We start from the raw sequence: 22,021 nt of genomic DNA, 5'->3' as shown, positions 1-22,021 counted from the left end.
GTCTTAGACAGTGTCTTCGGGCGCTGAGGCCAGCCCGCGACGAATCGGCCTCGCACGCTGACGTCAGTCCCAAGACGTAGGCTTGCCGCCATGACGACCACCCCGCCGAGCAGCTCGGTCGCGGACCTGCCGTCGACCATGGACAAGAGCCGTACGGCCCTGGTTCGTCGGGCGCGGACCATCAACAAGACCCTGGCACAGACCTATCCCGACGCCCATTGCGAGCTCGACTTCACCACTCCGCTGGAGCTGTTGGTCGCGACGATCCTGTCGGCGCAGTCCACCGACAAGCGGGTCAACCTGGTCACCCCAGTGCTGTTCGCCCGCTATCCCGACGCCGCCGCGTACGCCGGAGCGGACCGGGCTGAGCTGGAGGCGCTGATCACCCCGACCGGGTTCTTCCGCGCCAAGACCGACTCGTTGATGAAGCTGGGCGCCGCATTGGTCGAACGCTTCGACGGCGAGGTGCCGGGCCGGCTGGTCGAACTGGTCACGTTGCCGGGAGTGGGCCGCAAGACGGCCAACGTGGTGCTGGGCAACGCCTTCGGGGTGCCCGGGATCACCGTCGACACCCATGTCGGGCGGCTGGTGCGCCGGTTCGGTTGGACGACCCAGACCGACCCCGACAAGGTCGAGGCCGAGATCGGGACGTTGTTCGAGCGCCGCGACTGGACCCAGATGAGCCAGAACCTGATCTGGCACGGCCGGCGACGTTGCCACGCCCGCAACCCGGCCTGCGGCGCCTGCCCGGTCGCCCGCTGGTGCCCGTCCTTCGGCGAGGGCGAGACCGACCCCACCAAGGCGGCCAAGCTGGTCCGCGAGCCGCGGGGATGAGTCGATCGGCCTCGGCGCGACGGGCCGCGGCCCTCGGCCTGGTGGGGTTGCTGCTGGCGGCCTGCACCCAGGCGCCCGACGTGACCCGGTTGCCGCCGGGTTCGACAACGTCGGGGGAGCCCGCGGGTCCGGGGTCCGGTCCCAGCACCGCGAACAGCGCCCCACCGGCGGACGAGGACCTGACCATGCTGAAGCGACGGGCGCAGATCGAGGACTGCCCGGCGACCGACGCGAGCGCCGCGCCGGTTCGGGGCGGGCTGCCCGACCTCACGCTGGCCTGCCTCGGCGGGGGCACGCCGGTCCGGATGGCTGGTCTGCGCGGCCGCCCGATGCTGGTCAACGTCTGGGCGCAGTGGTGTGGGCCGTGCCGCGAGGAGGCGCCCTACCTGTCGGAGGTGGCCACCGTGAACACATCCGACCTGCTCATCCTCGGGGTGGACTTCAACGACCCGCTGCCCGCCAAGGCGATCGAGTTCGCCGAGCTGGCCGCGTGGCGCTACCCCCAGGTGAGCGACGAGGACAAGGCGTTGGCGGCTCCGTTGCAGCTCAATGCGATCCCGCAGACCCTGCTGGTCGATGCCGACGGCCGGATCGCGTACCGCCATCCCGGGCCGTTCCGCTCGGCGGACGAGATCCGGTCGCTGGTCCGCGAGCACCTGGGCGTGACGCTGTGACCGGGGTCGACACCCCGGTGGCCGCGCTGCCGGACTGGCTGCGGCCGCTCGCGGCCTCGCTGGTCGACACCGACGCCGTGTCCCGCGCAGTCGCGATGCGGCCCGGTCGCGGCGCTCGACCGGCCGCGGTGCTGGTGCTGATCGGTGCGGGCGAAGCCGGGCCCGAGATCGTCTTCATCGAACGAAGCGGGACGCTGCGCAACCACGCCGGGCAGATCGCCCTGCCCGGCGGGGCTGCGGACCCCGGCGACGCCGACCTGGCGGCCACCGCGCTGCGGGAGGCGCACGAGGAGATCGGGGTGGAACTCGACGGGATCGAGGTGCTCGGGTCGCTGCCGGCGGCCCACGTGGCCGTCAGCGGGTTCGACGTGACCGCCGTGGTGGGGTGGTGGCACACCCGTAGTCCGATCGGCCCGGCCGACCCACACGAGGTCGCCTCGGTGGAGGTGGTCAGCGTGGCCGACCTGACCGATCCCGCCAACCGGGTCCAGGTCCGGCACCCGAGCGGATACACCGGTCCGGCTTTCCAGGTGCACGGTCACCTGGTCTGGGGTCTCACCGGCCATTTGGTCGAAGGGGTCCTTGACCTGGCAGGCTGGCAGCGGACGTGGGACCGTACGAGACACGTTCCGATTCCCGACCGCTACCTTTCCGACACCAGCGCGCACACCGCGCGCGACACTGGAGGACCCGATGCCCACTGACCAACACGCAGAGACGCGCAGCGCCCAGCACGCCGAGCTGCTGGCCGACTGGAGCACGGTTCTGCCCAACCAGGTCGAGCTGGCCGAGGACCTGCTGCGTCGCTACGCAGAGCCGCACCGGCGTTATCACAACGTTGACCACCTGGCCTCGATGATCCGGCGGATCAACGAATGGGCGGTCCGCGACCATGACCTGTTCCTGATCAAGCTGGCCGCCTGGTTCCACGACGCCGTCTATCTCGTCCCGACCCGGGAGCTGACCAACGAGGAGGCCTCCGCGCGGCTCGCCGTACGCGAGCTCATCCTGGCCGGCCTCGACCAGGAGGACATCAACGAGGTGGCGCGGATGGTGCGCCTGACCGCCACTCATCTGCCGCCGCCCGGTGACCGCAACGGCGCGCTGCTCTGCGACGCCGACCTGGCCATCCTCGGTGCACCCGAAGACGAGTACGACGCCTACGCTGCGGCCATCCGCGAGGAGTACGCCCACGTCCCGCGGCAGGCCTTCCTCGAAGGCCGGCTGGAGATCTTGGAGAAGCTGGCCGACACCGACGTCTTCCGTACGTCGAAGGGCCGCCGGCTGACTGCTGCGGCCCACGCCAACCTCGAGCGTGAACACCGCCAGGTGTCCGCCGAGCTGGACGAGCTGCTGGAAGGAGCCTGACTGTGAGCGCTGACTTGGTGCACGCCGAGAACCCCCGCCCCGACGACTGGTGGAAGACAGCGGTCGTCTATCAGATCTATCCCCGCTCGTTCGCTGACAGCAACGGCGACGGCGTCGGTGACCTGCCCGGCATCACGGCCCGGCTGGACCACCTGGCGGCGCTGGGCATCGACGTGCTGTGGCTGTCCCCGGTCTACACCTCGCCGCAGGACGACAACGGCTACGACATCGCCGACTACACCGACATCGACCCGACGTTCGGCACCCTGGCCGAGCTCGACGCCCTGATCGCAGGTCTGCACGCGCGCGGGATGAAGCTGGTGATGGACCTCGTCGTCAACCACACCTCGGATGAGCACCCGTGGTTTATCGAGTCCCGCGACCCCGCCTCGGCCAAGCGTGACTGGTATTGGTGGCGCCCGGCCCGGCCCGGGGCGACGCCGGGGGAGCCGGGGGCCGAGCCGACCAACTGGGAGTCGGTGTTCTCCGGGTCCGCCTGGCAGTACGACGAGGTCAGCGGCGAGTACTACCTGCATGTGTTCTCCCGCAAGCAGCCGGATCTGAACTGGGAGAACCCCGAGGTCCGCGAGGCCATCTTCGCGATGATGAACTGGTGGGTCGATCGCGGCGTCGACGGCTTCCGGATGGACGTCATCAACCTCATCTCCAAGCCTCGCGAGCTCGAGGACGGGCCGGTGCCGCCGGGCCGGACGTACTCATCCTCCTTCCCGCCGGTGGCCAACGGGCCACGGCTGCACGAGTTCCTCAACGAGATGTATCGCGAGGTGCTTGCCGGCCGGAACCTGCTGACCGTGGGTGAGATGCCCGGCGCCGGGGTGGACCTGGCACGGCTGGTGACCGATCCGGCCCGCCGCGAGCTCAACATGGTGTTCACCTTCGAGCACGTCAGCCTGGACCAGGCACCGGCCGGCGCGAAGTGGGACGTCACCGACCTCCCGCTGCCGGTGCTGAAGAAGAACCTGGCAGCCTGGCAGGTGGGGTTGGCCGACGTCGGGTGGAACTCGCTCTACTGGAACAACCACGACCAGCCCCGGGCGGTGTCCCGGTTCGGCGACGACAGCGAGCAGTTCCGGGTCGCCTCGGCCAAGACGCTCGGCACCGTGCTGCACCTGCACCGCGGCACCCCGTACGTCTATCAGGGCGAGGAGATCGGGATGACCAACACGTCATTCACCGAGATCGCCCAATATCGCGACCTGGAGTCGTTGAACCACTTCCACGACGCGGTCAGTGTCGGTCAGGCCGCCGAGGACGTGCTGCTGGCGCTGGCGGTGAAGAGCCGGGACAACGCTCGGACACCGATGCAGTGGGACGACAGCCATCAGGCGGGCTTCAGCCAGGGCATCCCCTGGCTGCCGGTCAACCCCAACTTCGTCGCCATCAACGCCGCGGCGGCCGCCGCCGATCCGGACTCGGTGTTCCACCACTACCGCAAGCTGATCGCGCTGCGCCACGAGAACCCTGTGGTGGTGGACGGGCGGTTCGAGCTGCTGCTGCCGGATCACGAGCAGCTCTGGGTGATCACCCGTACGCTCGGCGCCAGCCAGCTGGTGGTGCTGGCGAACATGTCGTCGGCACCGGTGCCGCTGCCCGCCGCGGAGCTGCCCGACCTGGACGGGGCCACGCTGCTGCTCGGCACGCACAGCGAGACCGATCCCGCCGTGCTCCAGCCGTGGGAATCGCGAGTGCTGGAGCTCACGCTCTCGCGGTGACGCCGAGTGGGGGTCCGGGCGCGCTGACGCGGTCAGCGCGCCGGGACCGTCGTTGCCAACCAGCCGAGCAGCACGCGTTGGAACGCGGCGGGGTCCTCCTCGTGCGGCAGATGCCCGACCCCGGGCAGGGTGACCAGCTGGTGCCGGTCACCGACGTACCGCCCGGCCGCCGCCATCCTGGCCGGCGGCACCGATCGATCCAGCTCCCCGGAGATGGAGAGCACGGGCACCCCCAGCGGCGTGCGAAGGACTCGACGGTACGCCCGGCCGGTCGGCCGCAACTGGTCCCGGACGAACCTCCGCGGATACTCCAGGGCACAGTGCGGGCTGGGCCACCGCAGCAGCGCCTCGCGGTAGACCCGCGCGTCGGCCGGACTGAGGAAGTCACTGCCCGGCGCGGCGGCGTCTCGCAGCCACTGCTCGACGTGGGCGCCGCCGTCGGCCATGATCCGGCGTTCGGGCAGCAGCGGCACCTGGGCGAAGGCGAGCCCGCGCAGGTTCGCCCGCCAGGGGAATGCCAGCGGATGCCCAGCGGCCACGCTGACCAGGGCTCGAACCTGGTCCGGGACGTACGCCGCTGTGGACCACGCCGCCGTCCCGCCCCAGTCATGACCGACCACGACCGCGCTGGCATGCCCGAGGCTGCGAATGACGCCGGCCACATCGAAGGCGCTGGTCCGCGGGTCGTAGCCGTGCGGGGTCTTGTCACTCGCCCCGTAGCCACGCAGGTCCATCGCCGCCACGCTGTAGCCGGCGTGGTCCAGCGCGGGGATCAGATGCCGCCAGGTCCACCACAGTTGGCCGAAGCCGTGCAGCAGCAGGACCAACGGGCGACTGGGCGACCACCCGAGGCCGGTCGCCACGTGGAACCGGATGCCGTTGGCGGCGATGTCGCGGTGCCGCCACGGCCCGTCCAGCCAGATGTCTCGGACACCGGCTCCAGCCACGGTCAGCGTGTCCTGCGGTCAGCCCGGTCTGGGCTCAACGCAGCGCGCGCGACCCGCCGCCCGCGACCTCGCCCTCGATCTGGGGGGCCTTGGCCGCGGCGGTGCCGCGCTGGATGGCCAGCTTGACCTCGTCGACGGTCTGGGTGGCCTGGTCGATGGTTGCCTGCGGCGGCTTCACCTTGTTGACCGCGCCCTTGCCGACCAACGCCAGCACGGCGGCGATCACCAGCAGCACCCCGGCCACGATCAGGAACGACCAGGCGATGTGCAGCCCGGTGAGGGCAGCCAACCCGAGGGCGGCTGCGATGTAGATCAGGGTCAGCGCGTTGATGACGAGATAGCCGGCCGCCCCGAACATGCCGGCACCCAGCCCCGCCTGCTTGGCAGACGGCACCAACTCCGACTTGGCCAGCTCGATCTCGTCACGCACCAAGTGCTTGACGTCCTCGCTGATGCTCTTGATGATCTCGCCAACAGCCTGCTCAGCCATTTCGGGCTCCTCTCGTCACCACGAGAGCCTAGCCCGTCGCCCGCGTCGGCGGGCGGACAGCCCGGTCCCCAGCGACCGGGCTGTCTTGTGAGTCACTCCGAACCAGGGCTGGTGGCCAGGTTGTCCTTGATCAGGCTCATCACGTTGGAGTCGGTCAGGGTGGTCACGTCACCGAGCTCCCGGTTCTCCGCGATATCCCGCAGCAGCCGGCGCATGATCTTGCCGGAGCGGGTCTTCGGCAGCTCCTCGACCACCATGATCTGGCGCGGCTTGGCGATCGCGCCGATCTCCTTGGCCACATGGGCCCGGAGTTCCTGGACCACGTCTGGGCCGCCGTCGCCCGCGTCGCCGCGGAGGATGACGAAGGCGACGATCGCCTGGCCGGTGGTCTCGTCGGTCGCCCCGACCACGGCGGCCTCGGCCACCTTGGGGTGCGAGACGAGCGCCGACTCGATCTCCGTGGTCGACATCCGGTGACCCGACACGTTCATCACGTCGTCGACGCGGCCGAGCAGCCAGATGTCGCCGTCGGAGTCCTTCTTGGCGCCATCTCCGGCGAAGTACTGGCCGGGGAACCGGGACCAGTACGTGTCGATGAACCGCTGGTCGTCACCCCACAGCGTGCGCAGCATCGACGGCCACGGCTTGGTGATGGTCAGGTAGCCGCCCTCGCCGTCGCCGACCGGAGTGCCCTCGTCGTTGACCACCTCGACCGCGACGCCTGGGACCGCCCGCATCGCCGCACCGGGCTTGCCCTCGGTCACCCCGGGCATCGGAGAGATCATGTGCATGCCGGTCTCGGTCTGCCACCAGGTGTCGACCACCGGGGTGCGGTCGCCACCGATGTGGGAGCGATACCAGACGTACGCCTCCGGGTTGATCGGCTCACCGACGGAGCCGAGGATGCGCAGGCTCGACAGGTCGAACTTCTCCGGGATGTCGGCGCCCCACTTCATGAAGGTGCGGATAGCGGTCGGTGCGCAGTAGAGGATGCTCACCTTGTATTTCTCGATCAGCTCCCACCAGCGGCCCTTGTGCGGGGTGTCGGGGGTGCCTTCGTACATCACTGAGGTGGTGCCGTTGACGAGCGGTCCGTACACCAGGTAGGAGTGCCCGGTCACCCACCCGATGTCAGCCGCGGTCCAGAACACGTCGGTGTCGGCCTTGAGGTCGAACGTCGCCCAGTGGGTGTACGAGGTGCCGACGAGGTAGCCGGCTGTGGTGTGCAGGATGCCCTTGGGCTTTCCGGTGCTGCCGGAGGTGTACATGATGTAGAGCGGGTGCTCAGCGGGGAACATCTCGGCGGTGTGCTCGGTGGGCTGGCCGCCGACGAACTCGTGCCACCACAGGTCACGACCCTGCGTCATGGCGATCTCCTGGCCGGTACGGCGGATGACCAGCACGTTGCGGACCTCGGGGCACACCTTGAGCGCGTCGTCGACCGCCGGCTTCAGCGCGGACGGGGCGCCGCGGCGGTAGCCGCCGTCGGCGGTGATGACGATCTCCACGCCGCAGTCCTGGATCCGCGACGCGAGCGCCTCGGCGGAGAAGCCGCCGAAGACCACGGTGTGCGGCGCGCCGAGCCGGGCGCAGGCCAGAATGGCCACCACGGCCTCCGGGATCATCGGCAGATAGATCGCCACCCGGTCGCCGGCCTTCACCCCGAGCTCGGTCAGGGCGTTGGCGGCCTGCTTCACCTCGGTCGTCAGCTCGGCGTAGGTGATCGCCCGGGTGTCACCGGGTTCGCCTTCGAAGTAGTAGGCGACCCGGTCTCCGCGGCCGGCCTCGACGTGCCGGTCGAGACAGTTGTAGGCGGCGTTCAGGGTGCCGTCGGCGTACCACTTGGCGAACGGCGGGTTGCTCCAGTCCAGCGTCTGGGTCGGCGGGGTGCCCCAGTCGAGCCGCTCGGCCTGCTTGGCCCAGAAACCCTCGTAGTCGCCGTCGGCCTCGGCGTAGGTGTCAACGGTGACGTTGGCCTGCGCAGCCAGCTCGGCAGGAGGAGCGAAACGTCGCTCCTCGTGCATCAGGTTGGACAGGGCATCGTCACTCATGAAATTGGCCTCCTCGTTGATGACTGGCTGGCGAACGGCACCACACTATCGACCACTCGCCCCGGCGTGCGCACGGGAGAGCCGGTGCGTCCGTCGACCGGACGCGAACGCCCGACCCGTCGGTCGGCGCCGGGGGCGAGACCGTGGCCGGTCGGCTTGGCTGCATCGGCCACACTTGGGCGGACGCCCTCAGTGCTGCTGCGGCAGCGAGGTGCCGTGACATCGCAACTGTGGTTCGTCGAGGAGTGCACATATGGGCAAGCTGGCCGCGCTGAGTCTGCGGAACCGGGCGTTGATCGCCCTGGTCACCGTGTTCGTGATGATCTTCGGCGTCATCACCACGACGCAGCTCAAGCAGGAGCTGATCCCGTCGTTGACCATCCCGACGGCGGTCGTCTACACGACGTACCCCGGCGCCTCGCCGCAGGTGGTCGAGGAGCGGGTCACGGTGCCGATCGAGCAGGCCGTCTTGGGCCTGTCCGGCCTGGAGTCGTCGTCGTCCACCTCCAGCACCGGTGTCTCGCAGGTCGTGGTGAACATGGAGTACGGCACCAACATGTCCACGGTGCAGCAGGACCTACAGGCGGCGATCAGCCGGATCCAAGGGCTCCTGCCGGACGGCACCGACTCGCAGGTGATCACCGGCAGCATCGACGACTTCCCGGTCGTCCAGCTCAGTGTCACCGACGACACCGACCCCGGGAAGCTGGCGGAGCGGCTCAACACCATCGCGGTCCCGGCGCTGGAGAAGGTGGAGGGCGTGCGCGCCGTCACCGTGACGGGGGCGCCCGAGCCGCGGGTGATGATCGACCTCGACCTGGACAAGCTGACCAAGGCCGGCCTCACCCCCGACGCCGTCACCAAGGCCGTACAGGCCAGCGGAGCCGTGACGTCGGCCGGCACCTTGAACGAGAAGGACAAGACCCTGGCCGTCACGGTCGGGCAGCGGCTGACCTCGGCGAAGGACGTGGCCGAGCTCCCGATGGTCTCCCCGCAGGGCGAGGAGACGACCATCGGCGACGTGGCGACGGTCAAGGAAGAGGACGCCCCCGCCACCTCGATCGCGCGCACCAACGGCAAGGAGAGCCTGTCACTGGCCATCACCAAGACTCCTGACGGCAACACTGTCGAGGTCAGTGACGGCGTCAACGCGCTGCTGCCCGAGCTGGCCAGCAAGCTGGGCAGCAACGCCGCCTTCTCCGTCACCTTCGACCAGGCACCCTTCATCACCCAGTCGATCGAGGACCTCGCCACCGAAGGCGGCCTCGGACTGGTGATGGCCGTGCTCGTCATCCTGGTCTTCCTGCTGTCGGTGCGGTCCACGCTGGTGACAGCGATCTCGATCCCGGTCTCGGTGCTGATCACCATGATCGGGCTCCGGGTCGGTGGCTACTCGCTGAACATCCTCACCCTCGGCGCGCTCACCATCGCCGTCGGCCGGGTGGTGGACGACTCCATCGTGGTGATCGAGAACATCAAGCGTCATCTCTCCTACGGCGAGGAGAAGCTCACCGCCATCCGCACCGCCGTACGCGAGGTGGCTACCGCCATCACCGCGGCGACCATCACCACGGTGGCGGTCTTTCTGCCGATCGGACTGGTCGGCGGCCAGGTCGGCGAGCTCTTTCGTCCCTTCGCCGTGACGGTGGGGCTGGCTCTGCTGGCATCGCTGCTCGTCTCGCTCACCATCGTGCCCGTGCTGGCGTACTGGTTCCTGCGCTCCCCACGCGGCGTCGTTGACCCCGATACGGTGCGGCAGGAGGCAGAGGCGAAGGAGCGACGCAGCTGGCTGCAGCGTGGCTACGTGCCGGTGCTCACCGCGTCGGTGGCCCACCCGATCATCACCGTCATCGTCGCCGTGCTGATCCTGGGGGGCACTGTCGCCCTCGCTCCCCGGCTGGAGACGAACTTCCTCGGCTCCAGCGGTCAGAACACCCTCACCGTCCGGCAGGCGTTCGCCCCCTCGTTGAGCCTCGCCACCAAGACGACGCAGGCAACAGCGGTGGAGGACGCGATTCTTCAGGTGCCCGGGGTGGAGACGGTGCAGACGACCATCGGCAGCAGCGGTGGCGCCGAGGCCGCCTTCGGTGGCGGCGGCAACGACGCGGCAACCTTCGCCCTGACCACCGCCGAAGACGCCGACCAGACAGTGGTCGAGAACGAGGTGCGCGCGGCGATCGACAAGCTGAAGAACGTCGGTGAGGTCACCGTGTCCGCCGCCGACGCCGGCTTCGGCAGCAACGCGGTCGAGGTGATCATCACCGCGCCGGACCTCGCCCGGTTGGACAAGGCCACCGCCGCGGTGTTCGCGGAGATGAAGAAGGTCGGTGGGGTCAAGGACGTGACCTCGTCGCTGACCGATGCGCAGCCGATGATCCAGGTCAGCGTGGACCGGGCCAAGGCGGCCAAGGAAGGGCTCTCCGACGCGGTGGTGGCCCAGACCCTGAAGGGTGTGCTGGCGCCCGCGACGGTCGGCTCGATCGAGGTCGGCGGCGAGACTCAGGACGTGGTGCTGAGCACCGGCGACGTCCCGACCGGGCTGGCCAAGCTCAAGGACGTGCTCATCACCGGCGCGGCCGGGCCGGTCGAGCTCAGCTCCATCGCCACCGTGCGGCAGGAGAACGTGGCAACGGCGGTATCCCGCAGTGACGGGCAGCGTAGTGCCACCGTGTCGCTGACCCCGGCGGGGGAGAACCTCGGGGCGGTCACCACCGATGTCACCGCCGCCCTTGGCGCCGTGTCACTGCCGGAGGGGGTCGACGCCACCGTCGGCGGTGTCAGCGCCGACCAGGCGGACGCCTTCTCCCAGCTCGGCCTCGCTCTGCTCGTCGCCATCGCCATCGTGTACGTGGTGATGGTGGCCACCTTCAAGAGCTTGATCCAGCCGTTGATCCTGCTCGTCTCGGTGCCGTTCGCAGCCACCGGCGCTCTGGTGGCGCTTCTGGTCACCGGTACGCCGCTCGGCGTACCGGCTCTGATCGGCGTGCTGATGCTGATCGGGATCGTGGTGACCAATGCGATCGTGCTGATCGACCTGGTCAACCACTACCGCGAACGCGGTCAGAGCATCGAGGACGCGCTGCTGAACGGGGCCCGGCAACGGCTGCGGCCCATCTTGATGACGGCGGTCGCGACAGTGATGGCGCTGACGCCGATGGCGATCGGACTGACCGGTGGCGGGGTGTTCATCTCGCAGCCGCTGGCCATCGTGGTGATCGGCGGACTGATCTCGTCCACGATCTTGACCCTGGTGCTGGTGCCGGTGCTCTACTCGGTGATCGAGAAGGGCAAGCGCCGCCGCGAGCACAAGCGGAACGCCCCGGTATCTGCGAGGCGTGCCGCCTGAGTTTCGCGCGGAGCCCGGGCTGCCTTCCGGCCCGAGCCCGGGCCGCCTGACTTCCGGCCGAGCCCGGGCTCGGGGCCTGCTCAGAGGGTCTCGGTCACCTTGCGCAGCCCCCGCGGGCTGTCGGGGTTGCCGCCCCGGCCGATGGCCAGGTGCAGAGCAAGCTGCTGGAACGGGATGATCTCGAGCAGCGGTGAGAGCTGCTCGGGCGCCGTCGGCAACACCACGCCGACCGATGCGCTGGCCACGGCTTCGGCCGTGCCGACGCAGAACACGTCAGCACCCTGCTCGGCCAGTCGCGGCAGCACCTGACGCATCGCCTGGCCACCGACACCCTCGCCGACCACGGTGAGCACCGGGACCTGCGGGTCGATCATGGCCAGCGGTCCGTGCAACAGGTCGGCACCGGAGAACGCCTGCGCCGACAGGTACGAGGTCTCCATCAGCTTGAGCGCCGCCTCCCGGGCGGTCGGGTAGGAGTACCCGCGGGCGGTGCTGACCAGGCGAGACGCGAACAGGTAGCGCGGCGCCAGTGCGGCCACCCGGTCCTCGCCGGCCACCAGCTGGTCGGCCAGGTCGGGCAGCACGCTGGCTGCCGATCCGTCGCCGCCGCCGATCCGGTCGATCAGCAGATAGAGCGCCAACAGCTGGGCGGTGTAGGACTTGGTTGCGGCGACGGCGCGTTCCGGCCCGGCCATGATGTCGATGTTGAGCTCCGCTGCGCTGCCGAGCGGCGAGTCGGGCTGGTTGGTCACGGCCAGCGTCAGGGCGCCCTGCTCGCGCGCCACCTGCAGCGACTGCACCAGGTCGGGGGAGCCGCCCGACTGACTGATGCCGATCATCAGGACCCCGCGCAGGTCGGGCCGGGAGCCGTACGCCGTCATGGTCGACGGGGACACCAGTCCGGCGGCCCGCTGCCAGACGATCTCCGTCAGGTACTTCGCGTAGAGGGCGGCGTGGTCGCTGGTGCCACGGGCCACGAACAGCACCAGGCGTGGGTCGTACTCGGCGATGAGGCGCGCGGCGCGCTCGAACTGCTCGTCGCCGTCGCGAAGCAGCCGCCGCCAGGCGTCGGGCTGCTCGGCGATCTCTGCCGCCATCAGGGTGCCGGATTTCGTCATGTATGCGCTCCTCGATCATGTATCTGGGTCGGTCATCGACATGGTCACAATTGGTATAGACCAAGACGCCAGATTGGCATAGACCAATTGCCCTGTCAAGCGCTAAGGTAACAGGGTGAAGGTGCCGAAGTATTACCAGATCAAGGGCGATCTGCTCCGGCTGATCGACGGGGCGGACCCGGGTACGCCGCTGCCGACCGAGCGTGACCTGGCCGAGCGGTTCGCCACCTCACGGACCACCGTGCGGCAGGCCATCGCCGAGCTGGTGGTGGAGGGTCGCCTGGCGCGGACCCAGGGCAGCGGCACCTACGTGGCCGAGCCCAAGCTGATCCAGCTGCGACAGCTCACCTCGTTCACCCAGGACGTCAGTGACCGTGGCCGGGCGGCCAGCAACCTGGTCCTCGACATCTCCACGGTGCCCGCCGACGCCGAGGTGGCCGCAGCGCTCGGACTGGCCCTCGGCGACCAGGTCAACCGGGTCGACCGGGTCCGCTTCGCCGGCGCCGAGCCGATCGCGCACGAGGTGGCGCATCTGCCGGGGCGCTATCCCCGGCTGCGCGCTCAGCTGGAGCGACGGGGATCGCTCTACGCCACGCTGCGGGAGGCGTACGGGGTGGACCTGGCCGCAATCGAGGATGCCGTGGAGACGGTGCTGGCCAGCCCCACCGAGGCCGAGCTGTTGCAGGTGGAGGTGGGGCTGCCGATGCTGCTGATCCGCCGGACCGCCTGGAACGCCGCCGGCGAGCCGGTGGAGTTCAACCGGGCGGTCTACCGCGGCGACCGGTTCCGCTTCGTCGCCCGGGTCGAGGCCTGACCGGTCGCGACGGGCTCACGCCAGTACGGCGCCGTGGGCCTCGGCCAGGGCGAGGACACCCTGCAGGTCGAGCTTGGTGCGGTCCAGCAGAGCGGTCCGCAGGTCGATGCCGTCGAGCTGGGCGCCGTTGAGGTCCGCGCCGGCCAGCTGGGTCCTGCGCAGCCGCGCATGCGACAAGGTGGCCCGCCGCAGCAGGGTTCGGCTGAGGTCGGCCTCCGACAGGTCGGCCTCGGAGAAGTCGACCCCCGACAGGTCCAACCCCGACAGCTTCGCCCCGCGCAGTCCCACCCCGGGCCACAATCCGCCGCGTACGTGCAGGGCCGGGAAGGTGCACTCCACGAAAGTGCTCCCCGAGAGCTTGCAACCGTCGAAGGTCACGTCGAACAGCGAGCACCGCTGGAAGTCGCAGGCGACGAAGGCGGAGCTGGAGTGGATCGACGAGTTCAGCTTGCTGCCGCGGAACACGCAGCGCTCGAAGGAGGCTCCGCGGGTGTGCACCTCGGACAGATCGACGTGGTCGAACACGCAGTCCCGATACACCGCGGCGCCCAGGTCGGCACCGCCGAAGTCCTCGTCGGTGATCGTCTCGTGCTCCACCGGGGCGTCGTGCTCAGTCAGGGTCGTGCCTTCCTCTTGCCCAGCGCCTAGTGCTTGGCGGCTTGCTCCGCACCGGCGCCGGTGAGGGCGCGGACCGAGAGCTCGTCATAGCGCAGCTGGCTGCTGGTGTCCTTGCTGACCAAAGTCCCGACGATACCGCACAGGAATCCGAACGGGATCGAGACGATTCCGGGGTTGTTCAGCGGGAACCAGGCGAAGTCCACCCCCGGGAACATGGAGGTGGCCGACCCCGACACGACCGGGGAGAACAGCACCAGTCCGACGGCGGCGATCAGACCGCCGTAGATGCTGCAGGTGGCGCCGACTGTGTTGAACCGGCGCCAGAAGAGGTTGAACAGCAGCGCGGGCAGGTTGGCCGACGCCGCAACAGCGAAGGCCAGCGCGACCAGGAACGCGATGTTGAGCCGCTGGGCCGGGATGGCCAGACCGATCGCGACGGCGCCGATGACGAAGGCGGCGATCCGGACCACGATCATCTCCGACCGCTCGCTGGCTCGACCGTTCATGATCACGCTGGCGAACAGGTCATGTGCCACCGAGGACGCCGAGGTCAGGGTCAGCCCGGCGACCACGGCCAAGATGGTGGCGAACGCCACCGCCGAGATGAAGGCGAGCAGGATGGCACCGCCGAGCGAGTCACCACCGCCGCCCACGGCCTCGGCCAGCAGCGGCGACGCGGCATTGCCCTTGGTGGTGAAGATCTGGCTGCCGGCCGAGGTGTCGACCAGGGCTGCGGCGCCGAAGCCGAGCACCAGCGTCATCAGGTAGAAGGCGCCGATCAGCCCGATGGCCCAGAGCACAGACTTGCGCGCCGCCTGGGCGGTCGGAGTGGTGTAGAAGCGAATCAGGATGTGCGGCAGGCCGGCCGTACCCAGCACCAGGGCGAGCCCGAGGGAGAGGAAGTCGAACTTGCCGGCCAAGTCCTTGCCGTAGAGCTGACCCGGCTGGAGGAACGCCTCACCCTTGCCGGACTTCTCAGCCGCTGCCCCCAGCAGCTCGGACAGGTTGAAGCCGAACTTGGCCAGCACCAAGATGGTGATCAGCAAGGTGCCCGCCATCAGCAGCACCGCCTTGACGATCTGCACCCAGGTGGTGCCCTTCATCCCGCCGAAGGTGACGTAGATGATCATGAGAATGCCGACACCGACGATGACCACGTTCTTGAGCAGTGGTGAGTCCACTTCGAGCAGCAGTGCCACCAGGCTCCCGGCGCCGACCATCTGCGCCAGCAGATAGAAGATGGAGACCACGATGGTGGAGATCGCCGCGGCGCTGCGGACCGGCACCTGTCGCATCCGATAGGCCAGCTGGTCGGCCATGGTGAACTTGCCGGAGTTACGCAGCAGCTCGGCGACCAGCAGCAGGGCGACCAGCCAGGCGACCAAGAACCCGATCGAGTAGAGGAAGCCGTCGTAGCCGTAGAGGGCGATGGAGCCGGAGATGCCCAGGAACGAGGCGGCCGACATGTAGTCGCCGCCGATGGCCAGTCCGTTCTGGAATCCGGAGAACGACCGGCCGCCGGCGTAGTAGTCGGCTGCAGTCTTGGTCTCGCGCGAGGCCCAGAAGGTGATGTAGAGCGTCAGGGCAACGACAGCGAGGAACAACCCGACGGTGAGCCAGCGGTTGGTGTTGACGTCGAGCGGCACCAACAGGGCGGTCAGCAGCGACGTCATCGCGGGTTCTCCGCGTCGTACTCGTCTCGGAGCTGGGTGGCCAGCGGGTCCAGCGCCTTGGTGGCGTGGCGGGCGTAGAGGAAGGCGATGGCGAAGGTGGAGACGAACTGGAGCAGCCCGAACACCACCGCGACGTTGATGTGGCCGATCACCCGGGTGTCCATGAAGTCTCGGGCCCAGTTGTTGCAGACCACGTAGGTGATGTACCAGACCATGAAGGCGATGGTCGCGGGGAAGGCGAAGCGTCGATAGCGGCGCTGCAGCTCGGTGAACTCGGAACGCTCGGCCATCCGGGCGTACACACCCTGGTCCTGTTCCGGTCCTGGTGTCGGTTGGGTTCGGTGCTGCGCCATCACAGACCTCCGTCGTCGAACGTCGATGTCCCCGCGGAGAAACCGTAGCGAATCCCCCGACCTGCAGCGGCGAATCCGCCTGATTGGCTGCTAGAGGCGAATCTCCAGCGCCGCGGGCTCATCGGCCAGTCGAAGCTCGGAGTGGTCGACCACCGCGCGCCAACAGGAGGCCTGGAACGGCAGCATCAGCGGCTCAGGCGCCCGCGCCGAGGAGTCGTAGAGGGCGCCCACCTCACGCAGCAGCTCCGCGCGGACCTCAGGATCGAGGGTCGCGGTGGAGGGGCGGCGCTGCACCATCGCGATCAGTCCGTTGCGGGTGATCGGCACCCAGTTGCGGAAATTGCGGCGCTCGAGCTCTCGAAAGTACGGGCTGTCGGCCACCGCGTCGAGCGAGTCGACGCCGTAGTCGCCGGTCATCGCCTGCGGGTCTGCGCTACGCAGCAGCGCCATCAGCCGCTTCACCCACGGCACGGTGTCGTCGCGGGTGTTGTAGGCCACGGCCAGGTGTCCGCCGGGCCGCAGGACGCGGGCGATCTCCGACAGGGCCAGCCCGGGCGCGAACCGGTGCAGGGTCTGCGAGGCGGTGACGATGTCGAAGTTGCAGGAGAGGAACGGCAGCGCTTCGACCTGACCGGCAAGATTGGTCCGGGTGCCGAGGCGCTGCGGCAGCTGCGCCACCTGAACCGGGTCCCGGTCGAGGCAGAAGACCTCGTGACCCGCATCGACCAGCGTCCGGGCGAACGCTCCGCTGCCGGAGCCGAGATCGAGGATCCGGGCCCGCGTCTCGCCCGCCATCCAGACAGGCGCAGCCTCGGGATAGAGGGATCGGCGCGTGCGGCTCATGGTGCAGACTCTAGTGGTGACTGACCCGTTGGCTGATCTCACGCGCCTGGAGGGCGTGCCGTCGGCCGTGGCCGCGGCGCGCGACGCCGTCGACGCGGTGCTGCGGGACCGGGGTCTGCGACGGATCAGCGCCGAGCACTCGGCCCAGGCCCTGCTGGCCGGGGCGCGCGCTAGTGCCGCGCTGAGCGAGGATCCCGAGCGCTGGCTTCCGGGAGCTGTCCGGCTGAGCACCGAGCTGATCGCTCTCAGTGCGTTGGTCCGTCGATCACCCGGCCAGGCCCTGGCGCGGGCGCACACGCTGCTGGCCCACGGATCTGTTCCCGACGACCAGCTCGGTCGGGTCCGCGACGACGCGGAAGTGGCGGAGCGGATCGGCGGACTTGGCCGACTGCTGACCGCGCCGACCTCCGCCCCGGCGGCCGTGGTCGCCGCGGTGGCTCACGCAGAGGTCGCGACACTGCGACCGTTCGGCACAGCCGATGGTCTGGTCGCTCGCGCGATCGAGCACCTGGTGCTGATCGAGGCCGGCGTCGACCCACGCGCGGTGATCGTGGTGGAGGGCGGGCACGCCGCCGCCGGTGATGACTACGCCGCCCGCCTGGCCGGCTACGCCGCACACGGTGTGGTCGGTGTTCGCGACTGGCTGGTGCACTGCGCGGCAGCGCTTACCCGCGGAGCCGAGCTGTCGCCGCTGAATGCGCGGGTGCCTCGGCGCTGACGTCAGATCCGACCCGCTCCGGACGTGACTCGGCGCCCGTAGGGATACGGGCGCCGGGCGGCTGCGCCACCGGCCAGTGACCAAGCGTGCTCATCAGAAATGTTGGTCCAGGCAAGCCTGGGACACAACTGCCCACTTCGATGGGTGATCGACGCGTGGGTGCTGGGGCGGCGCAGAAGGATCGTCCGCTCGTCCACTGACGACTGCAGCCAGGCTGACCGCGATCCCTCGTGGCCAAGGCTGGAATACACTCGCCATCGACGAGTCGGTTTCTCCTTAGAGTCAGTATTGCGCACTGCCAGATGCTTGAGAACCCTTTGAGATAGCGAGAATCGCTGGCTGTGCCGGTGCGGCGTGAATAAGCAGCAGCCGGCGAGCCGCTGATCCCAGCGCCATCACGTCGTGACCTGCGGGCCGCCTCTCACCACCGTCCACAGCGGCCGAGGTGATCGCCGGCTGTCCACAGTGGGTGGCGACGGACGGTTCCGAGGGTCGCCGCAGGCACAGTCTGGCGGCATGGAGGCACCAGCAGAGCAGCCGCGACCGGCCGCGGTCACTGCCGGACCGGTGTCGGGCAGCGTGGTCGTGGTCACCGGCGACGAGGAGCTGTTGGACCACTGCCTTGCCGTGGGCGCGGCGGCAGGTGTGGAACTTCAGGTGCTGGTCGACACGGGAAGCCTGCGCGCGGTGTGGTTCAGCGCCGCGGTGGTGGTCGTCGGAGTGGACCAGGCGCCACGCCTGGCCACCATGCTGATGCCGCGACGAGCCGAGGTGTATGTCGTCGGCCAGGACGGTGAGCGCGACCAGGTGCATGCCTGGTCGGTGCCGCTGGGTGCCGCAGTGGCTCTGTTACCGCTCGACGCCGGTTGGCTGACGGCCGCGGTGGCCGATCTGGCCGGGCGCCGGCATGGCGAGGGCAAGGTGCTGGCTGTGGTGGGCGGCTCGGGTGGTGCCGGGGCGTCCACGGTGGCAGCAGGTCTGGCGTTCGTGGCCGCTCGCCGCGGGCGGCGGACGTTGCTCGTCGACGGTGATCCGCTGGGCGCCGGGATCGACCTGTTGGTGGGAGCGGAGCGGGCGCCGGGGTGGCGGTGGCCCCGGCTCGCGGCGGCACGGGGTCATCTCGGGGACCTGACGGGACAGCTCCCGTCGGTCGACGGCTTGGACGTGTTGTCGCACGCGCGCCGTGATCCGGTGGAGCCGGGGCCGGAGGCGCTGACGGCTGTGCTCGCCTCAGCCAGCCGTAGCCACGCGGTGGTGGTGCTGGACCTGGCACGGCACCTCGCCGTCGCCGGGCCTGAGCTGCTCAGCCGGGTGGACGCGGTGGTGGTCGTGGTGATGGGGGATCTGCGGGGCCTGGCCGCGGCTCGGCAGCTGGTGGACAGGCTGGAGGTGGGGGCCGCCGAGCGAGGGGTGATCGTACGGATGCCACGTCGGCGAAGCATGGCCGCCGACACGGTGGCGACGAGCCTGGAGTCACCGCTGTGGGGACGGCTGGCTGATGATCCGGTGCTCCGGCTCGGAGCGGAGCGGGGCGACCCCCCGGGCCGTGCGCCGCGCAGTGACTTGGCCCGGACGTGCGCCGCGGTGCTCGAGCGGCAATGGACAGCCTCGGGATCGGGCAGCGACCGGAGGAGCGGCTGATGACGGCGGTGGATCTCGAACCGGTACGGTCCCGGCTCGCCGAGCTCGGGCGGGGCCACACCCCGGCCGACGTCGCGGAGGCGATGCGGTCGGCGGGGCAGCTGGTGACCGACGCCGCGCTGTTCGAGACGGTGCAGGCGTTGCGGCGCGAGAGTGTCGGCGCGGGTCCGCTGGATGCGCTGCTCCGGCTGCCCGGGGTGACCGACGTCTTGGTCAACGGTCCCGATCACGTCTATCTCGACCGCGGGGCGGGGCTGGAGCGCACCGCGGTCACCTTCAGCCATGACAACGAGGTACGCAAGCTCGCCCAACGGCTCGCGTCGTCGGTGGGACGCCGGCTGGATGACGCCGCGCCGTTCGTGGACGCCCGGCTGCCCGACGGGACCCGGGTCCACGCCGTGCTCGGTACGCTCGCCGCCCCCGGCACCTGCCTCTCGCTCCGGGTGCCGGCCCGGCGGACCTTCTCTCTCGACGACTGCGTCGCGTCGGGTTCGGTGAGCCCCGGCGCTGCGTCGCTGCTGGCCCGAGTGGTGCAGGCACGTCTGGCGTATCTGGTCAGCGGGGGCACCGGTTCGGGCAAGACCACATTGCTGGCCGCACTGCTGGCGCTGGTCCCCCCGCAGGAGCGGATCGTGATCGTCGAGGATTCCCGCGAGCTGGCACCTGACCACCCGCACGTGGTCCGGCTGGAGGGTCGGCCGGCCAACGCTGAGCAGGCGGGCGCGATCACGCTGGCGGATCTGGTCCGGCAGTCGCTGCGGATGCGGCCGGACCGGCTCGTGGTGGGGGAGGTCCGAGGCGCCGAGATCTGTGACCTGCTGGCGGCGTTGAACACCGGGCACGAGGGCGGTTGCGCCACTGTTCACGCCAACTCGGCCACCGACGTCCCGGCGCGACTGGAGGCGCTGGCGCTGGGTCGCCTGGACCGCCAGGCGCTGCATGCCCAACTCGCGGCGGCCGTGGATGTGGTGCTGCACATCAGCCGTGACCCGGAAGGTGGGCGGCGGGTGGCTGAGATCCACGTCCTGGTCCGCGACCCGGTCACCGGCCTGGTGCGTGCCGAGCCGGCCGTCACCTTCGGGCCGCGGGGTCGACCACGGTTGGGGCCGGGCGGCAGCCGGCTCGAGGAGCTGTTGGACCGGTGATCGTCGTTGCGATCGTCTGTACCGTCGCCGCCGTCGTCTGGGGTCTGCCACCTGCAGCACGACTGGAGCGGATCCAGCCCGGGACGGACGGCGGGGTCGACACCGACCCGATCCGCAGACGGCGGTGGGCGATGCCGCGCGCGGTGCTGGCCGGCGTGGTCGTGGCGCTGTTGGGCCTCGCCGGCGCCGGCGTCGTTGCGGGTGCCGAAGGGCTGGTTGTCGTCGCCGCGGCGCTGTTGGGCGCCGGGGTAGCTGCCCGGTTGGCGCTCCTGTCTCGTCGGAGCCGTCACGCCTGGCGGGCGCGGGGCGACGTCGCTCGCGCCTGCACGGTCCTTGCCTCCCAGGTGCGCGTCGGCTGCGTCCCGGCTCAGGCGCTGGCCGCCGCGACGGCTGACTGCCCGGTGCTAGCCGAGGCATACCGGGTCCAGTCGCTCGGGGGTGACGTCACCGCGGTGTGGTGGCGGCAGGCCCGGGTGCCCGGGTACGGCGGCCTGGCCGACCTCGCCCGCGCCTGGACGGTCTCCACCGCCGCCGGAGCACCACTGGCCGGTGCGCTGGAACGGGTGGCTGATGCGCTCGTCGCGGACCAGGCAGTCCATGCCGTGGTGGCTGGAGAGCTTGCGGCCCCCAGGGCCTCGGGCAAGATCATGGCCGTACTGCCGTTCTGCGGTCTGGGCCTGGGATACCTGATCGGCGGTGACCCGATCGGGTTCTTGTTGCAGGGCCACTGGGGTTGGGCGTGTCTGCTGGTCGGTGTCGCTCTGGCGGGGGCCGGCGTGCTGTGGATCGACTGGCTGTCGCGCAGCGCCGCGGAGCAGGCGTCATGACGACTCAGTTCGGCGCCCTCACCCTGCTGTCAGCGCTCTGCGCCGCGATTGCCGTCGGCCTGCTCATCCCCACCGACGCCACTCGCCGGGTTCGTGCGCCGGCGCCCAGCCCTGGCTGGGTCCGTCCCCTGCGGCGAGGATGGCGCGGCCGCGACGATGCGGCTCCGCCGGCACGCCGGGTGATTCTCAGCGCGGTCGTCGGTCTGCCGGTGCTCTGGTGGGGCCGCGCTGTCCTGCCGAGCGAGTTCCCCGGCGTTGTGTGGACCGGCGTTGTGTGGACTGGCGTTGTGTGGATGGGTCTGGCGCTGGGCTGGGTGGTCCTGACGGTCGCCACCGTCACGACGCTCGGTTGGCTGGAGCCGTCCGATACCCGGGCGCGCACCCAGCGGCTGGTGATGGAGCTGCCCCAGGTGCTGGACCTGCTCGCCGCCGCGTTGTCGGCCGGGCTGGCACTGCGGACAGCGGTACGTATCGTGGCGGGAGTGTTCGACGGGCCGGTGGCCGCCGACCTCGCTCGGGTGGCGGCCGCGACGGAGCTCGGACAGACAGACGCGGAAGCCTGGCGTGAGCTCAGCGGCCATCCGCAGTGGGGTCGGGTCGCCACCGACCTGGCCCGATCGGCGGAGTCCGGCACTCGGCTGGTGGAGACGTTGCTGCACCACGCTGAGCAGGCCCGCGCCGAGCGGCGAGCTCGGATCGAGCTGGTTGCCAAGTCGGTCGGCGTCCGGAGCGTGCTGCCGCTGATGACCTGCTTCCTGCCGGCCTTCGTACTGATCGGCGTCGTCCCGACCGTGGCGTCGGCCCTGCTCTCGGTGCTCGGCTAGCTGT

Annotated in this window: 20 protein-coding genes; 12 read left to right on the top strand and 8 right to left on the bottom strand. The window is 70.0% G+C overall.

What is annotated here, in order from left to right:
- Positions 1–90 precede the first annotated feature (90 nt).
- From nth to AC1XX3_RS10830, 5 genes are read left to right on the top strand one after another with little or no spacing between them, the layout of a single operon-like run.
- Complete coding sequence (gene nth, locus AC1XX3_RS10850; RefSeq protein WP_483321104.1) at positions 91–834, top strand: endonuclease III; 744 nt, start codon at positions 91–93, stop codon at positions 832–834.
- Positions 831–1,508 (top strand): TlpA family protein disulfide reductase, encoded by a 678-nt coding sequence (locus AC1XX3_RS10845; RefSeq protein ID WP_483321103.1) that lies wholly within the window; start codon positions 831–833, stop codon positions 1,506–1,508. Before nth ends, AC1XX3_RS10845 begins: the two co-directional genes overlap by 4 nt.
- Positions 1,505–2,212, top strand: coding sequence for an NUDIX hydrolase (locus AC1XX3_RS10840; RefSeq protein ID WP_483321102.1), 708 nt, complete (start codon positions 1,505–1,507; stop codon positions 2,210–2,212). Before AC1XX3_RS10845 ends, AC1XX3_RS10840 begins: the two co-directional genes overlap by 4 nt.
- Positions 2,202–2,876, top strand: a complete 675-nt coding sequence (locus AC1XX3_RS10835; RefSeq protein WP_483321101.1) for an HD domain-containing protein — start codon at positions 2,202–2,204, stop codon at positions 2,874–2,876. The genes AC1XX3_RS10840 and AC1XX3_RS10835 overlap by 11 nt, the downstream gene beginning before the upstream one ends.
- A 2-nt stretch (positions 2,877–2,878) precedes the next feature.
- On the top strand, positions 2,879–4,609 hold the full coding sequence (locus tag AC1XX3_RS10830; RefSeq protein ID WP_483321100.1) for an alpha-glucosidase: 1,731 nt from the start codon (positions 2,879–2,881) through the stop codon (positions 4,607–4,609).
- Positions 4,610–4,641: 32 nt separating this feature from the next.
- On the opposite strand, the gene AC1XX3_RS10825 is transcribed toward AC1XX3_RS10830, so the two are convergent.
- The 3 genes from AC1XX3_RS10825 to acs all read right to left on the bottom strand — a co-directional run bounded on the left by AC1XX3_RS10825 (position 4,642) and on the right by acs (position 8,097).
- Entirely contained in the window at positions 4,642–5,556 is a 915-nt protein-coding gene (locus AC1XX3_RS10825) for an alpha/beta fold hydrolase (protein ID WP_483321099.1), read from the bottom strand.
- 34 nt (positions 5,557–5,590) lie between these two features.
- Positions 5,591–6,046, bottom strand: coding sequence for a phage holin family protein (locus tag AC1XX3_RS10820; RefSeq protein WP_483321098.1), 456 nt, complete (start codon positions 6,044–6,046; stop codon positions 5,591–5,593).
- Between the two features lie 92 nt (positions 6,047–6,138).
- Positions 6,139–8,097, bottom strand: a complete 1,959-nt coding sequence (gene acs, locus AC1XX3_RS10815; RefSeq protein WP_483321097.1) for an acetate--CoA ligase — start codon at positions 8,095–8,097, stop codon at positions 6,139–6,141.
- A gap of 253 nt (positions 8,098–8,350) precedes the next feature.
- On the opposite strand from acs, the gene AC1XX3_RS10810 reads away from it, so the two are divergent.
- A complete protein-coding gene (locus AC1XX3_RS10810; RefSeq protein ID WP_483321096.1) occupies positions 8,351–11,443 on the top strand; it encodes an efflux RND transporter permease subunit in 3,093 nt (1,030 codons plus the stop codon).
- Positions 11,444–11,523: 80 nt separating this feature from the next.
- Here the strand turns inward: AC1XX3_RS10810 and AC1XX3_RS10805 are convergent, their stop codons facing one another.
- A complete protein-coding gene (locus AC1XX3_RS10805) occupies positions 11,524–12,561 on the bottom strand; it encodes an SIS domain-containing protein (RefSeq protein ID WP_483321095.1) in 1,038 nt (345 codons plus the stop codon).
- 115 nt (positions 12,562–12,676) lie between these two features.
- Between AC1XX3_RS10805 and AC1XX3_RS10800 the strand changes: the two genes are divergently transcribed.
- On the top strand, positions 12,677–13,375 hold the full coding sequence (locus tag AC1XX3_RS10800; protein ID WP_483321094.1) for a GntR family transcriptional regulator: 699 nt from the start codon (positions 12,677–12,679) through the stop codon (positions 13,373–13,375).
- A gap of 15 nt (positions 13,376–13,390) precedes the next feature.
- Here the strand turns inward: AC1XX3_RS10800 and AC1XX3_RS10795 are convergent, their stop codons facing one another.
- From AC1XX3_RS10795 to AC1XX3_RS10780, 4 genes are all read right to left on the bottom strand, one after another.
- A complete protein-coding gene (locus AC1XX3_RS10795; RefSeq protein ID WP_483321093.1) occupies positions 13,391–13,972 on the bottom strand; it encodes a pentapeptide repeat-containing protein in 582 nt (193 codons plus the stop codon).
- Positions 13,973–14,019: 47 nt separating this feature from the next.
- On the bottom strand, positions 14,020–15,666 hold the full coding sequence (locus AC1XX3_RS10790; RefSeq protein WP_483321092.1) for a solute symporter family protein: 1,647 nt from the start codon (positions 15,664–15,666) through the stop codon (positions 14,020–14,022).
- Positions 15,663–16,019 (bottom strand): DUF485 domain-containing protein, encoded by a 357-nt coding sequence (locus AC1XX3_RS10785; RefSeq protein ID WP_483321091.1) that lies wholly within the window; start codon positions 16,017–16,019, stop codon positions 15,663–15,665. The genes AC1XX3_RS10790 and AC1XX3_RS10785 overlap by 4 nt, the downstream gene beginning before the upstream one ends.
- Before the next feature lie 90 nt (positions 16,020–16,109).
- Positions 16,110–16,862, bottom strand: a complete 753-nt coding sequence (locus tag AC1XX3_RS10780; protein WP_483321090.1) for a class I SAM-dependent methyltransferase — start codon at positions 16,860–16,862, stop codon at positions 16,110–16,112.
- Positions 16,863–16,878: 16 nt separating this feature from the next.
- Here AC1XX3_RS10780 and AC1XX3_RS10775 point away from each other — a divergent pair, with 16 nt between their 5' ends.
- The 5 genes from AC1XX3_RS10775 to AC1XX3_RS10755 all read left to right on the top strand — a co-directional run bounded on the left by AC1XX3_RS10775 (position 16,879) and on the right by AC1XX3_RS10755 (position 22,017).
- A complete protein-coding gene (locus AC1XX3_RS10775) occupies positions 16,879–17,580 on the top strand; it encodes an oxidoreductase (protein WP_483321089.1) in 702 nt (233 codons plus the stop codon).
- A 516-nt stretch (positions 17,581–18,096) separates the two neighbouring features.
- Positions 18,097–19,221 (top strand): septum site-determining protein Ssd, encoded by a 1,125-nt coding sequence (gene ssd / locus AC1XX3_RS10770; protein ID WP_483321088.1) that lies wholly within the window; start codon positions 18,097–18,099, stop codon positions 19,219–19,221.
- Complete coding sequence (locus AC1XX3_RS10765; RefSeq protein ID WP_483321087.1) at positions 19,221–20,366, top strand: TadA family conjugal transfer-associated ATPase; 1,146 nt, start codon at positions 19,221–19,223, stop codon at positions 20,364–20,366. Before ssd ends, AC1XX3_RS10765 begins: the two co-directional genes overlap by 1 nt.
- Positions 20,363–21,193: a type II secretion system F family protein gene (locus AC1XX3_RS10760; RefSeq protein ID WP_483321086.1), complete on the top strand. Its 831-nt coding sequence runs from the start codon at positions 20,363–20,365 to the stop codon at positions 21,191–21,193. Before AC1XX3_RS10765 ends, AC1XX3_RS10760 begins: the two co-directional genes overlap by 4 nt.
- Complete coding sequence (locus tag AC1XX3_RS10755) at positions 21,190–22,017, top strand: type II secretion system F family protein (RefSeq protein ID WP_483321085.1); 828 nt, start codon at positions 21,190–21,192, stop codon at positions 22,015–22,017. The genes AC1XX3_RS10760 and AC1XX3_RS10755 overlap by 4 nt, the downstream gene beginning before the upstream one ends.
- Positions 22,018–22,021 lie beyond the last annotated feature (4 nt).

Source organism: Microlunatus sp. M237 (genome assembly GCF_056896895.1).
Note: the sequence above shows the minus strand (reverse complement) of the source record. Positions and strands in the feature narration are given on the sequence as shown.